This window comes from Actinoplanes sp. NBRC 101535 (assembly GCF_030269225.1).
GTDB lineage: Bacteria > Actinomycetota > Actinomycetes > Mycobacteriales > Micromonosporaceae > Actinoplanes > Actinoplanes rectilineatus.
In genome coordinates, this window is sequence record NZ_BSSY01000004.1 from 512,636 (window position 1) to 528,851 (window position 16,216).

Here is a 16,216-nt window from a genome sequence, read left to right on the forward strand (position 1 = left end):
TCTACGAAAGGATGCCGCTCGTGGACCCGTTCGCAAGAGTGCCGCTGGGCAGCACCGATGTCACGGTGACCCGGCTCGGCATGGGCCTGGCCCCGATCGGCGGGCTCTACGCGGCCGTCGGCGACGTCGAGGCGGTCACCGCGATCGACGAGGCCTGGCGGCAGGGGGTGCGGCTGTTCGACACCGCACCGCTCTACGGCGCGGGGCTGTCCGAGCGGCGGGCCGGGGCCGCACTGCGCGGGCGGGACCGCGGCGACTACACGCTGGCCACCAAGGTCGGGCGGCGGCTGGTCGCCGGGTCGCACGACCCGTCCGGGATGTGGGCCGAGCCGACCCGCACGGTCACCGCCTGGGACTTCTCCGCCGAGGGCGTCCGTGCCTCGCACGCCGAGAGCCTGGAGCGCCTGGGCCTGGACCGGGTGGACGTGCTGCACCTGCACGACCCGGACGAGCACTACGCCGAGGTGGTCGCCGGCGCGCTTCCGGCGCTGGCCGCGATGCGCCGCGAGGGCACGATCGGCGCGGTCTCCGCCGGGATGAACCAGTCGGCGATGCTGACCGAGTTCGCACGGACCGGGCAGTTCGACTGTTTCCTGCTGGCCGGGCGCTATTCGCTGTTGGATCAGTCCGGGCTTGCCGACCTGCTGCCGGAGTGCGAGCGGCGGGGCATCTCGGTGATCGTCGGCGGGGTCTACAACTCCGGGGTGCTGGCGGCGCCGGTGCCGGGGGCGACGTTCGACTACCGGCCGGCGCCGTCGCGGGTGCTCGCCCGGGCGCAGGCGATGGCCCGGATCTGCTCGCGGCACGGGGTGCCGTTGCGGGCGGCGGCACTGCAGTTCCCGCTCGCGCATCCGGCGGTGGCGTCGGTGCTGATCGGGATGCGGTCCCCGGCCGAGGCGGCGGACGCGGCGGCGATGGCGGCGGTGGAGATCCCGGACAAGCTCTGGCGGGATCTCGTCGGGGCGTGGCTGCTCGACCCGGAGGTTCCGGTGCCGTGATCGTCGACGCGCATCAGCATTTCTGGACGGCGGACTACGCGTGGCTGGCCGATCCGTCGTTGGAGCCCATTCGCCGCGACTACGGGGTGGACGATCTGCTCCCCCATCTGGCGGCCTCCGGGGTGGACGCTTCGATCCTGGTCGAGGGTGGGCGGTGCGAGTCGGCGGAGACGGCTTGGTTCCTGTCGTTGGCGGCCGCGACTCCGGCGATTGCGGGAGTGGTCGGGTGGGCGTCACTATCGGATTTATCCGATATATCAGCATTGCCGGACAGTGAATGGCTCGTCGGCATCCGCGATCAGGTCCAGGCCGGGCCCGACGACCTCCTGGATCACCTGCATCCCGGACTCGCCACCGTCGCCGCCGCCGGACTGGTCAACGAACTGGTCGTGCGGACACCCCAACTGCCCTCGGTGGCACGCGCCGCCGCCGCACTCCCCGACGCGCGCTTCGTCCTCGATCACCTGGGCAAACCACCGATCGCCGACCCGGACGGTCTCGCCGTCTGGCGGTCGATGATCGCCCCGATCGCTGAGTGCCCGAACGTGACCGCCAAGCTGTCCGGCCTGGTCACCGAGGCCGGACCGGACTGGACCGCCGACGCGCTGCGCCCCTGGGTCCAGACCGCGCTGGAGTTGTTCGGGCCGGACCGGCTGATGTTCGGCTCCGACTGGCCGGTGTGCGAACTGGTCGCCACGTACGAGCAGGTCATCGACGCCCTGACCGAGATTCTCGGCGGCCGCCCCGCGGCGGTCTTCGGGGACACCGCCACCCGGGTCTACGGATTGGAGCCCCTGTGAGATATCTGCGCGTCGGACCGCCCGGCGAGGAACGCCCGGTGCTGTACGCCGACGGGGTACTGCGCGACCTGTCGGCCGTCACCCCCGACATCGACGCCGCCTTCCTCGCCGGGGGCGGCTTCCACGGCGACCCGGACGGTCTGCCTCCGGCCGGGGTGGACGGCAGCCGGATCGGCCCGCCGATCGCCCGGCCGGGCGCGGTGCTCTGCATCGGGCAGAACTACGCGGCACACGCGGCCGAGTCGGGGGCCACGCCGCCCAAGGAGCCGATCCTCTTCTACAAGGCGCCGAACACGATCGTCGGGCCGGAGGACGACATCGTGCTGCCGCGCGACGCGGTGCGTACCGACTGGGAAGTGGAATTGGGTGTCGTCATCGGGAAGCGTGCCCGGTACCTGTCCTCGCCGGAGGAGGCCCTGGACCACGTCGCCGGGTACGTGATCTCCAACGATGTGTCCGAACGGGACTTCCAGCTGGAACGGTCCGGCGGACAGTGGTCCAAGGGCAAGTCGTGCGAGACGTTCAACCCGCTCGGGCCGTGGCTGGTCAGCCCGGACGAGGTCACGTTCCCGCTGCGCCTGCGGTCGTGGGTCGACGGCTCGCCCCGGCAGGACTCCACGACCGCCGACATGATCTTCGACGTGGGTTTCCTGATCTGGCATCTGTCCCAGTTCACCGTTCTCGACCCCGGAGATCTGATCAACACGGGTACGCCGGAAGGCGTCGCGTTGTCCGGACGGTTCCCCTACCTGAAGGCGGGGGACGTCGTGGAGCTGGAGATCGACGGGCTCGGCCGGCAGCGCAGCGTGGTGGCGGGATGAGGATCCGCACCCATGACGTCCGGTTCCCCACCTCGCGGGAGTTGGACGGGTCGGACGCGATGAACCCGGATCCGGACTACTCGGCGGCCTACGTGGTGGTCGAGGACGATGACGGGGTTGAGGGGCACGGGTTCACGTTCACCATCGGGCGGGGGAACGAGGTGGTCCGGGCCGCCCTGGACGCGCTGGCTCCGATGGTCGTGAACGCGGATCTGTCAGACCTGGGCGACTTCTATCGGCGGCTCGTGCACGATTCCCAGATCCGCTGGCTCGGGCCGGAGAAGGGCGTCATGCACCTGGCGGCGGCCGCACTGGTCAACGCCGCCTGGGACCTGTCCGCACGGCGGGCCGGACTGCCGCTTTGGGAGCATTTATCGGAAATGTCGCCCGATCAACTTGTCGACTTGGTTGATTGGCGTTACCTGTCCGACGCGCTGACTCCGGACGAGGCTCGCGACCTCCTCACCGCCGCCGCCTCCGGCCGCAGAGAACGGATCCGACGAATCCGAGAGGTCGGGTACCCGGCCTACACCACGTCCGCCGGCTGGCTCGGCTACGACGACGAGAAGGTCACCCGGCTCGCACGGCAGGCCGTCGACGACGGATTCCGGCAGATCAAACTGAAGGTCGGCGCCGACCTCGACGACGACATCCGCCGTTTCGCCCGGGCCCGCGAAGCCGTCGGCCCCGGCATCCGGATCGCCGTCGACGCCAACCAGCGCTGGGACGTCGGGCAGGCCGTCGACTGGATGACCGCGCTCGCCCCGTACGACCCGTGGTGGATCGAGGAACCGACCAGCCCCGACGACATCCTCGGCCACGCCGCCATCCGCCGCGCCCTCCAGCCGGCCGGCATCCGGGTCGCGACCGGCGAACACGTCGCCAACCGGGTCGTCTTCAAACAACTGCTGCAGGCCGACGCCGTCGACTTCGTCCAACTCGACGCCTGCCGGGTGGCCGGCGTCAACGAGAACATCGCGATCCTGCTGCTGGCCGCCAAGTTCGGCAAGCCGGTCTGCCCGCACGCCGGCGGCGTCGGACTCTGCGAGGCGGTCCAGCACCTGTCCTTCTTCGACTACGTCGCCGTCTCCGGAAGCCTCCAGGACCGGGTCATCGAGTACGTCGACCACCTGCACGACCATTTCGTCGACCCGGTCGTCGTCGAGGGCGGTGTCTACCGCGCGCCCACCCGGCCCGGTTTCTCCACCGAGATGCGCCCGGAGTCCCTGAAGCGGTACGCGTTCCCCGAAGGAGAGGCATGGAGCTGAAAGGCCTGACAGCGGCGATCACCGGCGGCGGCTCGGGCATCGGCGCCGCCACCGCAGCCCGGCTCGCCACCGCCGGCGCCGAGGTCGGCATCCTCGACCTGGACCCGGGCCACTCCCCCGGTTTCGCCATCCGGGCCGACGTCAGCGACGCGTCCTCGCTGAACGCCGCGATGGCCGAGCTGGCCGACCGGTTCGGCGGCATCGACATCCTGATCAACAGTGCCGGGATCAGCGCGGTCGGCCCGGTGGAGGGCAACGACGACGCGGAGTGGACGCGTGTCCTCGACGTGAACGTCACCGGGGTGGCCCGGGCCAGCCGGGCCGCCCTGCCGTACCTGCGGCGCAGCGCGCACCCGGTGATCGTGAACCTGTCGTCGATCGCGGCGACGGCCGGCCTGGTGCAGCGGGCACTGTATTCCGCGTCGAAGGGCGCGGTGCACGCCCTCACCCTGGCGATGGCGGCGGACCTGGTCGGCGACGGGATCCGGGTGTGCTGTGTGGCACCGGGAACCGTCGACACCCCGTGGGTGGCGCGGCTACTGGCACGGACCGACGACCCGGCGGGCGAGAAGGCCCGGCTGGCCGCCCGTCAGCCGACCGGCCGGCTGGTCACCGCCGACGAGGTGGCCGCGGCGATCGTCTACCTGGCGAGCCCGTCGTCCGGGGCCACCACCGGGATGTCACTGGCCGTCGACGGCGGGATGTCCGGGCTGCGCCTGCCCCGATAGAAAGGGCGGTGCCGGACGTCCTCCGGCACCGCACCACCTCAACGAGCCTCCTCGGTGAACCCCATGGGGAACGGTTTCTCCTCGTGGTGATCATCCGGGTCCGGCGAGGGCGCCGACGGCACGGCCACCTCCTCCTCCACCGGCGCCCACGCGAACGCCAGCGAGCCGCCGACCAGCACCAGGATCATGCCGATGAAGAATCCGCCCATGTTCGACGTGATCCACGAGCTGAAGGCCAGGATGATCGCGAGCAGCGAGTAGAACACCCGCTGCACCGGGTGGAACATCAGCAGCAGCCCGCTGAGCAGGATCAGGATCGGCATCAGGTAGCCGAGGAAGTTCTGCATCCCGACGTGCATCACCACCGGCAGCGGCGCCCAGACGGTCAGGATGATCTCGGCGCCGCCCAGCAGCACGAGGAGCCCGCCCCAGAACGGCCGGGCCCGGCGCCAGTGTTTGAAACCCGTCATCGGCTCAGCAGCCCGACGACTTGAAGCCCATGTTCAGGTTGGGCAGGCGGAACGTGGCCGCCGTGGTGGAGTAGTTGTTCTGCTTGAGGTTGCGGATGGTCACGCTCTCGGCCTGCTGGCTGAACATGCCGAGTGGACCGGTCACGCCGGGCACCTCGGTCAGGGTGCTGGCGTCCTGACCGACCGAGATGTTGTTGAACTCGGCGTCACCGGTGATCAGGTCGGAGTCGACGATCAGGCGGTCGGCGGTCACCGGGTTGCTCTCGCTGCCGGCGCGGATCACCAGGTTGGTGCCGCCGAGGTTGATCGCCTGGCACAGGCCGTACAGCTTGGCGTCGTCGATCGCGGAGACGATCAGCAGTTTCTCGAGGCCGGTCTCGGGGTCCGCGTTCGGGCTGCCCTCCGGCATGTGATCGAGCGTCGCGAACTGCTCGAACCCGTCGCCGTAGAGCCGGGGCGAGGTGACCGTGAAGGGCATGCCGGAGATGGAGAAGGACACCGCGAGCACACCCTTGGCGGTGACCAGGACCAGCCCGAGGGCCGCCAGGGTGACGCCGAACATCATGACGCCGAATCGGCGCCAGCGTGTCCGGCCTGCGGTGACGGAGACGGTGGTCATGCGCGCACTCCTTGCAGCGACGGTCGGCGCGGTGGTCCCTCGGCTCCGCACTGCGGATGCGGGCCGCGGACCACCGCCCGCGATTGAAGCATCTCGATGATTTCGGCGAAGTTACGCCCCAGTAACCCCGATCGTCAAGACCGCGACCGCCCTCGATGGGTGGTGAAAAACCCCGGAGGTGTCCGACTATCGGCCCGGCTCCGCGCAGGGTGCGCTGGCCTGCGGGAACACGGCCGGGGCGGCCAGCTCGGCGAGGGCGGCGTCGCGTCCCAGAAATGGCGCCATCATGAAGAAACTCAATACCGGGCGGGCGTCCGGGAGTTCGGCGAGCCGTCCACTCGCCACGTAGTCGTAGATCGTCGCGTAGACACCCCCGACCACGGCGGCCACCACGCCGTCCGGGGCGGGCGCCTCGGCGAAGAACCGGGCGAACCGTTCCAGCAGTGCGGCACGCTCGGCGCGGGCGGCCGGGCCGGCGGCGTCGATCTCCACGACCGCCATCGTCGCGAACGCGGGCACACTGGCCAGCACGTCCAGTAGCACACCGAGCGCGGCACGGGCGCCGGCCCGCCAGTCCGGCCGGGCCGCGTACGCGTCGTCCATCATCCGCAGCAGCACCGCGGTGCCGTGCCGGTAGGTGTCCAGGAACGCGTCCTCCTTGCCGGCGAAGATCGCGTAGAACGCCGGACGAGTCACTCCGGCCGCCGCGCAGATGTCGCTGACCCGGGCGTTCGGGTAGCCCTTCGCGGCCACCGTGTGCACCAGCGCGTCCCACAGGCGTTCGCGCTGGGTGGCCGCCACCACCTCGGCCGGGACCCGGCGCGGGCCGCGCTTGATCGCCCGTTCGGGATCGCGGCCGGCCCGGGAGCCGGGAAGCGGAGTGGCGAAAGCCGGATCATTCATCGTCATCCCCCAATGTCTTGACATCCGGTCGCCGTCGGGATTAGAACATCGGCAGGTTTCTCTCTCGATGGTGCTGGGCCCGGGGTGCGCTTGTCACCCTCCGCCCGACCCCCGGTCCCCTGCGGAGACGACCGGGTTCGCGCCGGCGTGGTGTCCTCCCCGCCGCGTCCCCACCGCTCTCCGGAAGGTCTCCCCATGCGCAAGCACTGGATCCCCGCCGTCCTGACCACCGCCGTCATGGTGCCGCTGCTCACCGCGGGCCCCGCCCTCGCCGCGGACGGCAACGTCCTCACCACCGGCAGCGCCGGCGGCACCGCGGTCGCAACCGGCAGCACCATCTCGTCCACGCTGGCGACCGGCACCAACGCCACGTTCTACAACGCCACCACCGGCACCGCCGGCATGAGCTGCACCGGTTCCAGCCTGGGCGCCACGGTCGGCGACAACCCTGCCGCGCCGGGCAGCGCGTCCGCCGCCGCCACACTCGGCCTCTCCGGCTGCACGGTCAGCGGCATCGTCGGTGTGCTGGGCGTCAACAGCGTGGCGATCAACAACCAGCCCTACGCCACCACCATCGACAGCGACGGCACGGTCGCCGTCTCCGGCACCACCGCGGCGCCGATCCAGGCGACCCTGGTGCTGCGGACCCTGCTCGGCACGATCACCTGCGTGTTCCAGGCGAACAACAACGCGATCAGCGGGACCAGCAGCAACGCCGACAACTCGATCGCGTTCAGCAACCAGCAGTTCAACCGGACCAGCGGGTCGTCGCTGTGCAGCGCCAACGTCTTCTTCACCGCGAAGTACGCCCCGGTCACCGACGCCTCCGGCGCTGCCGTGTTCGTCAACTGAGACCCTCATCGGGTACGGGACGAAGCAGTCCCGTACCGCGAAGAGGATCGACGCCCCTCCCGGCTCGCGCCGCCACGTGACCGGGAGGGACCGCCGTGCCCGCGGCTATTCCACTATCGCCTCGACACGGACGACGCCGCCCTCGGTGGCGAGCGGGACCAACGAGCCCTCGACCCGCTCACCCTCGACGAGAAGGTGCGTGACCCGCCCCCGCACCCCGGCCGGTTTGCGGACGGTGATCTCGTAGGTGGCGCCGCGGAACCGCCGGGTCGCGGTGAAGCCGGTCCAGTCGGCCGGCAGCACCGGGTCGACGCGCAGGCCGTCGAAGTCGGGGCGCAGGCCCAGGATCCACTGGGTGATCGCCGCGAAGTTCCAGGCCGCGGTGCCGGTCAACCAGGAGTTCTTGGCCTCGCCGTGGGTCGGCGCGTCCCGTCCGGCGATCATCTGGGCGTAGACGTAGGGCTCGCACCGGTGCACCTCGCCGAGGTCCTCCCGCGCCGACGGGTTGATCCGCCGGTAGTAGTCGAACGCCCGGTCACCGTTGCCCACCATCGTCTCGGCGATCATGATCCAAGGGTTGGTGTGGCAGAAGATCCCGCCGTTCTCCTTGTAACCCGGCGGGTACGAGGAGATCTCCCCGAGTTCGATGCGGTAGCTCGAGTAGGCCGGCTGCTGCAGCACGATGCCGTGCGGGGTGGCCAGCCGCGCGGCGACGCTGTCCAGCGCCTTCACCGCCAGGCCGTCCTCCAGACCGACCCCGCCGAGGACACACATGCCCTGCGGTTCGACGAAGATCTGCCCCTCGTCGTTCTCCCCCGACCCGATCACCGTGCCGTGGAAGTCGTAGGCCCGCCGGAACCAGGCGCCGTCCCAGCCGTGCTCGGCGATGGTGCCGGACATCTTCTCCGCGGCCGCCCGGTAGACGACCGCCTCACCCTCCTGCTCCCGCAGCGCGGCGATGCCGGCCAGTTCCTTGGCGGCCAGCACGAACTGGCCGGCGATGAAGACCGACTCGGCCACCCCGCCGGAGGCGTTCTCGGTGGTCTGGAACGGCTCGCCGGGAGTGTCGGAGAAACAGTTCAGGTTGAGGCAGTCGTTCCAGTCGGCGCGGCCGATCAGCGGCAGGCCGTGCGGGCCGAGCCGGTCCAGGGTGTAGCGCAGGGAACGGCGCAGGTGCTCATAGAGGGACACCTCGGAGCCGGCGGCGTTGTCGAACGGGACCGGCTCGTCGAGGATCGACTGGTCGCCGGTCTCCTTCAGGTAGGCGGCCACGCCCAGGATCAGCCAGAGCGGATCGTCGTTGAAACCCTCGCCGATGTCGTTGTTGCCGCGCTTCGTGAGTGGTTGATATTGGTGGTACGCGCCGCCGGTCGTCTTCTGGGTCGCGGCGATGTCCAGGATCCGTTCCCTGGCCCGCGCCGGAATCATGTGGACGAATCCGAGAAGGTCCTGGTTGGAGTCGCGGAATCCCATGCCGCGGCCGATGCCGGCCTCGTACAGGCTGGTCGAGCGGCTCAGATTGAACGTGACCATGTTCTGGTACGCGTTCCAGATGTTGACCATCCGGTTGGTGTCGTCGTCCGGGGTCGTGACGGTGACCGTGCCGAGCAGCGCGTCCCAGTGGGCCCGGAGATCGGCGAAGCCCTGCTCGACGGTGGCCGGGTCGAGCCAGCGGTCGATGGTGGGTTCGACGGTCACCTTGTTGATCGTCTGGGAGCCGGGCGGGTCGAACTTGGCGTCTCTCGGGTTCTCGGCGTAGCCCAGAACGAAGAGCACCTCCTCGGTCTCGCCCGGATTCACCGTGATTTTCACGTGATGGGAGCCGATCGGCTGCCAGCCGTGGGCGATGCTGTCGGTCGCTTGACCCGTCTCCACCGCGGCCGGGCGGTCATAGCCGCGGTACGGGCCGAGAAACGCTTCGCGCTGCGTATCGAATCCCGATATTTCACGATTTGTCGCGAAGTAGGCGAAGTGGTCGCGCCGCTCGCGGTACTCGGTCTTGTGGTAGATCGTCCCGTCGACCACCTCGACCTGGCCGGTGTTGAAGTTCCGCTGGTAGTTGGTCGCGTCGTCCTGCGCGTCCCACAGGCAGAACTCGACCGAGGAGAACAGCGACAACTCGGCCGCGGTGTCCCGGGTGTTGGTGATCCGGGCCCGCCACACCTCGAGCGTCTCGTCCAGCGGCGCGAAGTAGAGCATCTCGGCCCGCACGCCACCACGCGCCCCGGTGATCTTCGTGTAGGACAGGCCGTGCCGGCACTCGTACTCGTCGAGGTCGCGCTCCGGTGTCGGCTGCCAGCTCGGCGACCAGTAGTCGCCGGTCGCGTCGTCACGGACGTACAGATATCGCCCGCCGACGTCGAGAGGGGCGTTGTTGTAGCGGTACCGGGTCAGCCGGCGCAGCCGCGCGTCGCGGTAGAACGAGTAGCCACCGGCGGTGTTCGAGATGATCCCGAAGTAGGACTCCGTGCCCAGATAGTTGATCCACGGCAGCGGGGTGTCCGGCCGGTCGATCACATATTCGCGCTGCTCGTCGTCGAAGTGCCCGTAACGCAACAGGTCCTCCCGGGGTGGAAGTGTGCTTGGGAGCGCTCCCAAACGTGACCATTTTACCTATCGGACACGTGCGGGGAACCAGTCGAACAGTTCGGTTCAAGCCCGGAACTTTCGGCCCTGCACCCCAGAGGCTTCCGGTCCGCCGGGCGATCAGGGCCCGAAAGCCCGGCGGCGGCAACCGTCAGGGCGCCCAGGGAGCGGCGACGTTCCAGCTGCTGTCCGCGGTGAGCGTCAGCGGCCGGTCGAAGCCGCTGCCCGTGCCCGCCGCGATCCACGCCTGCGCGTCGAAGTGCCGCAGGAACCGGCCCGGGAAGTTGTACGACTCGAACGTCACCCCGGCCCCGCTCAGCCCCGGCCGGGTGCAGAACGTGGCGTCCGCCGCGAACAGCGCCGAGGAGTCCGGCGCCGCCAACCGGATCCGGCTGGAAGCGTGCCGCAGATACTGCCCCGGATAGTTCACCGATTCGAACGAGTAGCAGGACGAGTCGGCCAGACCGTGCCGCAGCGTGAACGTCGCATCGCCCTTCAGAAGGGCACTACTGGACGCGGTCACCACCTCGGTCCACCCCAGACTGTCCGCGTGCCGCAGGTACCGGTCGGTGTAGTTCCCGGTGGTGACCTGCAGCGACCGCCGCACGTCGAACGGCAGGATCACCGAGCTGCGCCACTGTGCCGTCCCGGACAGGTTCCAGGTCGCGTCCGCCGCGAAGGACGCGGAGCCGTCCGGGGCCGCCAGGTACACGGCCTCCGACTGGTGCCGCAGGTACTGCCCCGGATGGTTGAACGACGCCAGCGAGATGCCGCCGGCGGCCAGTCCGGCACGCGTACACCAGGTGGCGTCGGCGGCGAACGTGCCGCCGGTGTCCGCGTCGAGCCGGACCCGTCCCGAGGCGTGCCGCAGGAACCGGCCCGGAAGGTTGACCGACTCGAAGGAGTAGCAGCGCGGGTCGGCGAGCCCGGCGACCGTCCGGAACGACGCGTCCTGCCGGGCGAGATCTCCACTGATCACGTCGGTACGCGCCAGCGAGTCCTGATGCCGCAGGAACCGGTCCGTGTAGCCGGCCGTGGTGACCTGGAACGACCGTACGTGCCCGAGGCTCAGCGGCACGGCGGCGTTCTCGTTGCGGGACGCCCGGATCAGGTTCGTCAGGGCCGTCCGCACCTGTGCCGTGTCGACCTTCTGGACCTGCCGGTCGTACGTGAACAGGCCGTTGTACTCGCCCTCCACATCGGTGATCTCGGTGTACACGAAACCGGACAGGCCCTTGCCGGTCATCAGCCGCTGCGAGTCCCGGATCATGCCGGTGAACCGGTCGTTGAGCTGCGCCGCGCTCGCCATCTGCTCGTAGGCGAAGTACTGCCCGTCCGGGCTGTACTCGTGTCCCGGCGTCCGCAGCCCGAGCCCACCGAACTCGCCCAGGATCGACACCCGCGTGCCTGACGGCGACGGCGCGTCCGGCCCGGTGTAGACATGCCAGTCGATCATGTCGCCGGTGCCCGGGTCGCCCTTCGACGCGCAGCAGTTGAAGCCGCTGTGCGCGTTGACCAGCCGTGTCGGATCATAGGATTTCAAAGAAGTGGTGACCCGCTGCGTGTCGGCCAGGTTCCACTCGCCCCAGCCCTCGTTGAACGGCACGTACGTGATCACCGCCGGGGAGAACCGGTGCTCGTCGATGATCTCGCGGGCCTCGGTCTCGAACTGGGCGATCTGCGCGGCCGTCCGGTTCGCGTCGAACGGCGGCGTGGACGGGATGTCCTGCCAGACCAGCAGGCCGAGGCGGTCCGCCCAGTAGTACCAGCGGGCCGGTTCCACCTTGATGTGCTTGCGGACCATGTTGAAGCCCAGGTCCTTGTGCTTCTGGATGTCGAAGGCGCGGGCCGCATCGGTCGGCGCGGTGTACAGCCCGTCCGGCCAGAAGCCCTGGTCGAGGGTGCCGGCCTGGAAGACGAACTCGCCGTTGAGGGTGGGCCGCAGCACGCCGTTGACGACCTTGGTGCCGACCTCGCGCATCCCGAAGTAGCCGGTCACCTCATCGACCGCCACTCCACCGGAATTCCGCAGAGACACCCTCAAGTCATAGAGGAACGGGTCATCGGGTGACCAGAGTCGCGCGTTCGGCACCGGCACCCGGAACTCGGTGAACCCGCCGACCGCGCTGCCCACCACCGTCGTCCCGGACACCGCCGAGGCCAGCACGCTGTGCCCACTGACGTCGCCGCGGGTGAACACCCGCACCCGCACGTTTCCCGCGGCCAGATCCGGATAGATGTCGACCGAGTAGATCGACGACGCCGGGGTCGGCTCCAGCCACACCGTCTGCCAGATGCCCGACGTCGGCGTGTAGAAGATGCCGCTGGGACTGTTCGTCTGCTTGCCGACCGGCTGCTTCTCGCCGCGGCCGTCGGTCGGGTCGTACACCCGCACCACGATCTCGTTGGTGCCGCCGTTGAGCTGCGGCGTGACGTCCACCTCGAACCGGTCGTAGCCGCCCCGGTGGGTGGTCACCTGGACACCGTTGACCCAGACCGTGGCCTCGTAGTCGACCGCGCCGAAGTGCAGCTGCACCCGCCGCCCGGCCCATCCGGACGGGACGGTGAACGTCCGCCGGTAGAACATCAGGTCCCGGTTGTCGTTGCGCATGATCCCGGAGAGCGCGGACTCCACCGGGTAGGGCACCAGGATGCGTTCCGGAAGCGTCTGCCCGATCGGCGGCGCCGCATTGCGGTCCACCGCGCCGCCCGCGCCGACGGCCGGATTGAGGAACTGCCATTCGCCGTTCAGCGACTGCCAGTCGGGCCGGGTCATCTGCGGCCGCGGATACTCCGGAAGCGGGTTCGTGGTGGAGACCTGACCGGTCCAGGGCGTGGTGAGCGGCGGCGTCTTCGGTTCGACCGCCGTGGCTGGTGCGGCCGCGGCCACCACACCAACGGCGGCGATGCTGAGAGCGGCCAGGACACGGGCGAGGGTGCGGCGCATCGGACTCCTTCGAAGGACGGGACGCGAAGGAAGGAAATCGAGCCGGAATGCTGGGGAAACACTCGGGTCGCACACATTCACCCATCGACATTCGTCATCTGTCAAGACTCCGAACAGTTCCCGGAACCAACCCCCAGACCTTCCTTCACGGGTACGCCGTACAGCAGCGCCCCCGGTCAGTCCTCGAACTCCAGCGCGAGACCGCCGCCGGCCACCCGCTCGTACCAGCGGGCGTCCCGGGTCATCACGTCCACGCCCGCGTCCAGCGCCAGCATCGCCGCCGACGTGCAGTCCGCCCTGCCGGTCAGAGCCCGCAACGGAATCAGCAGCTCCCAGTCAGCGGCGTCGTCGGTGATCAGAAAGGTGGCGGGGTGGGCGAGCAGCAGTTCCAGACGCTCCCGGTCGACGGTGGCCGTGTGATGCCCCGCCTCCACCAGGCACCAGAGCGGCACGAGCACCGCGCCGCCCTCCTCGTCGACCTCGGCGAGGAGTTCGCCGACGGACAGGGAACCGCGAACCCACGCCGCGATGGCGGACGTATCGAGCACGAGCCGAATCGTGCGTTCCCGGGTCACGCCGAGCGGGTGCGGAGCTGTGCCAGGAAAGCCGCGCGAGCGTCGTGGTCGCGGCGAGTGTCGGCGTCCTCGAGCCGTCGCCGTGCGCGGGCCTTGCCCTCGGCGGTGACGGCGATGCCCATCCGCGCGTGGATCTCTTCCAAGGTCACGCCGGGGCTGGTGTCCTGCTCCATCGTCCGAGCGTAACCAGGTGGCCGGGGCCGGGTACAGGTTGAAGGAACCGGATCACGCCCGGGGGCGATGACAGATGTCCATGCCCGTACACCCGGTCAGGTGGGAGAGAGGAAAGCGGTGAGGGCATCGGCGGTGAAGGCGGCGCCGCGGTCGGTCATGTGGACCAGGTCGTCGTTGTAGAAGCGCAGCGTGTTGTCCTGTGACGGGGCGGGCTGCCGGGTGGACAGGTCGAAGAAGGCGACCGCGCCCCGCTCGTCCTCGGTGGCGACCTCCCGCCAGGCCTTGTTCAGCCACGCGTACTCCTGGGCCTTCGCGGTCGGGGCGACCCGCGGTGAGCCGTAGACGACGAACGACGGGTCGGTCGGGGTGTTCTCGCGGACGGTGGCGATGATCGAGCGCAGGTCGGCCTTAATAGTCGCGGCGGGGACACCGGAGCGCCAGTCGTTGACGCCCAGCTGGAGCAGGACCAGGTGGGGGCGGATCGAGGCCAGGCGGGGCGCCCACGCGTCGGCGCCCCGGGCGAAGTCGCCGCTGGTGAAGCCGCCGTGGCCGCCGTTGTAGATCTGGATGCCGCGGCTCTCGTCGCCGTCGAAGGTGGCGAAGCCGTGCAGTTCGACGCCGGGGGTCAGGCAGGTGACCGTGACGGTGTGGGCCCCGGCCGGGAGCGGCCCGGACGACCAGGTGGCGTCCCGGTCGGCGAGGGGAGCGCCGGTGGTGACCGCGGCGGCCACCGTCACGCCGTCGACGGCGACCGCGAAGGTACCGCCGCCGGGCTGCGCCGAGTGCCACACCTGGACGCCGGTGCCGGTGAACCGGTGCGACACGGTCTGCCCGGCGGCCGTCAGGGTGAGCGTCTTCATCCCCCAGCCGGCCTTCGCGCCCGGGGTGCCACCGGACCCGGTCACCGGCCAGGTGTATCCGCGGCCGGGCCGGCCCCACGCCGCCGTGTAGTTGTCGCCGCCGGCCGCGCCGGGCACCGGGAACCGGGTGCGCAGGTTCTGGGCGAGGACCGGGACGTATCCCCGGTCGTACCCGGTGACGCCGACGCCCTCGCTGCTGGACGAGCCGATGACGGCGATCACGGCGGGGGCGTATCGCCGGTCGGCGAGGGCGGCGTGCCATGTCAGCAGGGGCAGCCCGAGTCCGGCACCGGCCCGGGCCACCGACGGCGGCGTCGCGCCGGTCACCGCCATCGTCGCGGCGAGCGCGCCACCTGCCCGGATGAAGGTCCGACGATCCGCCACCAGTTCTCCCCGCGTGCGTACCGGCCGCATCTCCGCCGGGAGCCGCAGGTTAACAACCGCGATCCACCAGCATCGTTTCCGATGATCCGGGGCAAAAGCGGGCAGGACAACAACCGGACGGCTGTACTGGAGTTGACGATCGGCAGCGCGCCGCCACGAAAGAGTGACCGTTTTCAGACACACTGTGCCCGTGAATCCCTTCAAGATCAGTAGTGGCCAGGTCACCGGCCGGGGTTCACCGGCGCGACGAGCGACCACGGAGGGCACCATCGATCCGGACCGGATCCATCCCGAGCTGCGCCGGGCGGCCCGCCGGGTGCGGGTTCCCCCGATCCAGCGGGCAGCGGTCCGCTGGGCGGCGCAGACGGCCGTCCGCCTGATGCCGACCGTCCGGACCCCCGGGGTGTCGATCGAGCAGGCCGTGCGCGGGACGCCGGGAATCCGGGTGCACCGGCCGGCCCGGCAGCGTTCGGACGCCGCGGTGCTCTGGTTCCACGGCGGCGGCCACGTGATCGGGCGCGCCTCCCAGGACGACCGGCTCTGCGGGGCCACCGCCGCCGAACTGGGCACGGTCGTGATCAGCGTGGATTACCGGTTGGCGCCGCGTCACCCGTACCCCCGCGGTCTCGACGACGGACGGACGGCCTGGACCTGGCTGCAGAAGCATGCGCCCCGCCTGGGCGTCGATCCGGACCGGGTGATCGTCGGCGGTGCCAGCGCGGGCGGCAATCTGGCTGCCGGACTGGTGCAGCTCCTGCACGACGAGGGCGGGGTGCGGCCGGTGGCGCAGTGGCTGTTCTGCCCGATGCTCGACGACCGCACCGCGGCCCGCCGGGACCTGGACGACCTCGGTCATCTGGTGTGGAACAACCGGCTCAACCACTACGCCTGGGCGGCCTATCTGGGGTACGAGCCGGGCGGGCCGGACGTTCCGGAGCACGCGTCCCCGGCCCGCCGGGAGGATCTCAGCGGGCTGCCCCCGGCGTGGATCGGCGTCGGCGACGTCGACCTGTTCCACGACGAGTGCCTGGCGTACGCGCGACGCCTGCGCGACGCCGGGGTGCCGGCCGTGGTGCACACCGTCGCGGGCGCCCCGCACGGCTTCGAGGGCTGGGCGCCGAACGCCGCGGTGAGCCGGGAACACATCCAGGCCGCCCAGTCCTGGCTGGCGCTGTTCACCAACGGCGACTGAACACGCGATGGCCCGGAGCCGAAGCCCCGGGCCATCGCT

General features: G+C 70.3%; 15 protein-coding genes. 7 read left to right on the forward strand and 8 right to left on the reverse strand.

The window, feature by feature from the left end; genetic code table 11:
* Nucleotides 1–11: 11 nt before the first annotated feature.
* From QSK32_RS14300 to QSK32_RS14320, 5 genes are read left to right on the forward strand one after another with little or no spacing between them, the layout of a single operon-like run.
* On the forward strand, nt 12–998 hold the full coding sequence (locus QSK32_RS14300; RefSeq protein WP_285472185.1) for an aldo/keto reductase: 987 nt from the start codon (nt 12–14) through the stop codon (nt 996–998).
* Nucleotides 995–1,798 (forward strand): amidohydrolase family protein, encoded by an 804-nt coding sequence (locus QSK32_RS14305; RefSeq protein ID WP_285472186.1) that lies wholly within the window; start codon nt 995–997, stop codon nt 1,796–1,798. The genes QSK32_RS14300 and QSK32_RS14305 overlap by 4 nt, the downstream gene beginning before the upstream one ends.
* A complete protein-coding gene (locus QSK32_RS14310; protein ID WP_285472187.1) occupies nt 1,795–2,619 on the forward strand; it encodes a fumarylacetoacetate hydrolase family protein in 825 nt (274 codons plus the stop codon). The genes QSK32_RS14305 and QSK32_RS14310 overlap by 4 nt, the downstream gene beginning before the upstream one ends.
* Nucleotides 2,616–3,887: an enolase C-terminal domain-like protein gene (locus tag QSK32_RS14315; RefSeq protein WP_045739622.1), complete on the forward strand. Its 1,272-nt coding sequence runs from the start codon at nt 2,616–2,618 to the stop codon at nt 3,885–3,887. The genes QSK32_RS14310 and QSK32_RS14315 overlap by 4 nt, the downstream gene beginning before the upstream one ends.
* Complete coding sequence (locus QSK32_RS14320) at nt 3,878–4,615, forward strand: SDR family NAD(P)-dependent oxidoreductase (protein ID WP_045739621.1); 738 nt, start codon at nt 3,878–3,880, stop codon at nt 4,613–4,615. The genes QSK32_RS14315 and QSK32_RS14320 overlap by 10 nt, the downstream gene beginning before the upstream one ends.
* A gap of 38 nt (nt 4,616–4,653) precedes the next feature.
* On the opposite strand, the gene QSK32_RS14325 is transcribed toward QSK32_RS14320, so the two are convergent.
* The 3 genes from QSK32_RS14325 to QSK32_RS14335 all read right to left on the reverse strand — a co-directional run bounded on the left by QSK32_RS14325 (nt 4,654) and on the right by QSK32_RS14335 (nt 6,607).
* The gene (locus tag QSK32_RS14325) at nt 4,654–5,085 is read right to left on the reverse strand and encodes a DUF6114 domain-containing protein (RefSeq protein WP_063775447.1); all 432 of its coding nucleotides are present in this window, start codon (nt 5,083–5,085) and stop codon (nt 4,654–4,656) included.
* A 4-nt stretch (nt 5,086–5,089) separates the two neighbouring features.
* Complete coding sequence (locus QSK32_RS14330; RefSeq protein WP_052720043.1) at nt 5,090–5,704, reverse strand: DUF6230 family protein; 615 nt, start codon at nt 5,702–5,704, stop codon at nt 5,090–5,092.
* 186 nt (nt 5,705–5,890) lie between these two features.
* Nucleotides 5,891–6,607, reverse strand: coding sequence for a TetR/AcrR family transcriptional regulator (locus QSK32_RS14335; protein ID WP_083448703.1), 717 nt, complete (start codon nt 6,605–6,607; stop codon nt 5,891–5,893).
* Between the two features lie 195 nt (nt 6,608–6,802).
* On the opposite strand from QSK32_RS14335, the gene QSK32_RS14340 reads away from it, so the two are divergent.
* Nucleotides 6,803–7,459, forward strand: coding sequence for a hypothetical protein (locus tag QSK32_RS14340; protein ID WP_045739618.1), 657 nt, complete (start codon nt 6,803–6,805; stop codon nt 7,457–7,459).
* 105 nt (nt 7,460–7,564) lie between these two features.
* Here QSK32_RS14340 and QSK32_RS14345 read toward each other — a convergent pair whose 3' ends face one another.
* From QSK32_RS14345 to QSK32_RS14365, 5 genes are all read right to left on the reverse strand, one after another.
* Entirely contained in the window at nt 7,565–10,057 is a 2,493-nt protein-coding gene (locus tag QSK32_RS14345; protein ID WP_285472188.1) for a glycoside hydrolase family 94 protein, read from the reverse strand.
* A gap of 139 nt (nt 10,058–10,196) precedes the next feature.
* Nucleotides 10,197–12,992: an AbfB domain-containing protein gene (locus tag QSK32_RS14350; RefSeq protein WP_285472189.1), complete on the reverse strand. Its 2,796-nt coding sequence runs from the start codon at nt 12,990–12,992 to the stop codon at nt 10,197–10,199.
* Nucleotides 12,993–13,168: 176 nt separating this feature from the next.
* The gene (locus tag QSK32_RS14355) at nt 13,169–13,540 is read right to left on the reverse strand and encodes a hypothetical protein (protein WP_285472190.1); all 372 of its coding nucleotides are present in this window, start codon (nt 13,538–13,540) and stop codon (nt 13,169–13,171) included.
* Nucleotides 13,541–13,563: 23 nt separating this feature from the next.
* Nucleotides 13,564–13,740, reverse strand: coding sequence for a hypothetical protein (locus tag QSK32_RS14360; RefSeq protein WP_285472191.1), 177 nt, complete (start codon nt 13,738–13,740; stop codon nt 13,564–13,566).
* 96 nt (nt 13,741–13,836) lie between these two features.
* Entirely contained in the window at nt 13,837–14,985 is a 1,149-nt protein-coding gene (locus tag QSK32_RS14365) for a GDSL-type esterase/lipase family protein (RefSeq protein ID WP_285472192.1), read from the reverse strand.
* 190 nt (nt 14,986–15,175) lie between these two features.
* Here QSK32_RS14365 and QSK32_RS14370 point away from each other — a divergent pair, with 190 nt between their 5' ends.
* On the forward strand, nt 15,176–16,177 hold the full coding sequence (locus tag QSK32_RS14370) for an alpha/beta hydrolase (RefSeq protein ID WP_211275242.1): 1,002 nt from the start codon (nt 15,176–15,178) through the stop codon (nt 16,175–16,177).
* The last annotated feature ends 39 nt before the right edge of the window (nt 16,178–16,216 follow it).

Bases quoted from the DNA above. Each gene is read 5' to 3' on its own strand.
- QSK32_RS14300 (WP_285472185.1), top strand. From the start codon at position 12: ATGCCGCTCGTGGACCCGTTCGCAAGAGTGCCGCTGGGCAGCACCGAT.
- QSK32_RS14315 (WP_045739622.1), top strand. From the start codon at position 2,616: ATGAGGATCCGCACCCATGACGTCCGGTTCCCCACCTCGCGGGAGTTG.
- QSK32_RS14320 (WP_045739621.1), top strand. From the start codon at position 3,878: ATGGAGCTGAAAGGCCTGACAGCGGCGATCACCGGCGGCGGCTCGGGC.
- QSK32_RS14325 (WP_063775447.1), bottom strand. From the start codon at position 5,085: ATGACGGGTTTCAAACACTGGCGCCGGGCCCGGCCGTTCTGGGGCGGG.
- QSK32_RS14330 (WP_052720043.1), bottom strand. From the start codon at position 5,704: ATGACCACCGTCTCCGTCACCGCAGGCCGGACACGCTGGCGCCGATTC.
- QSK32_RS14335 (WP_083448703.1), bottom strand. From the start codon at position 6,607: ATGAATGATCCGGCTTTCGCCACTCCGCTTCCCGGCTCCCGGGCCGGC.
- QSK32_RS14340 (WP_045739618.1), top strand. From the start codon at position 6,803: ATGCGCAAGCACTGGATCCCCGCCGTCCTGACCACCGCCGTCATGGTG.
- QSK32_RS14350 (WP_285472189.1), bottom strand. From the start codon at position 12,992: ATGCGCCGCACCCTCGCCCGTGTCCTGGCCGCTCTCAGCATCGCCGCC.
- QSK32_RS14360 (WP_285472191.1), bottom strand. From the start codon at position 13,740: ATGGAGCAGGACACCAGCCCCGGCGTGACCTTGGAAGAGATCCACGCG.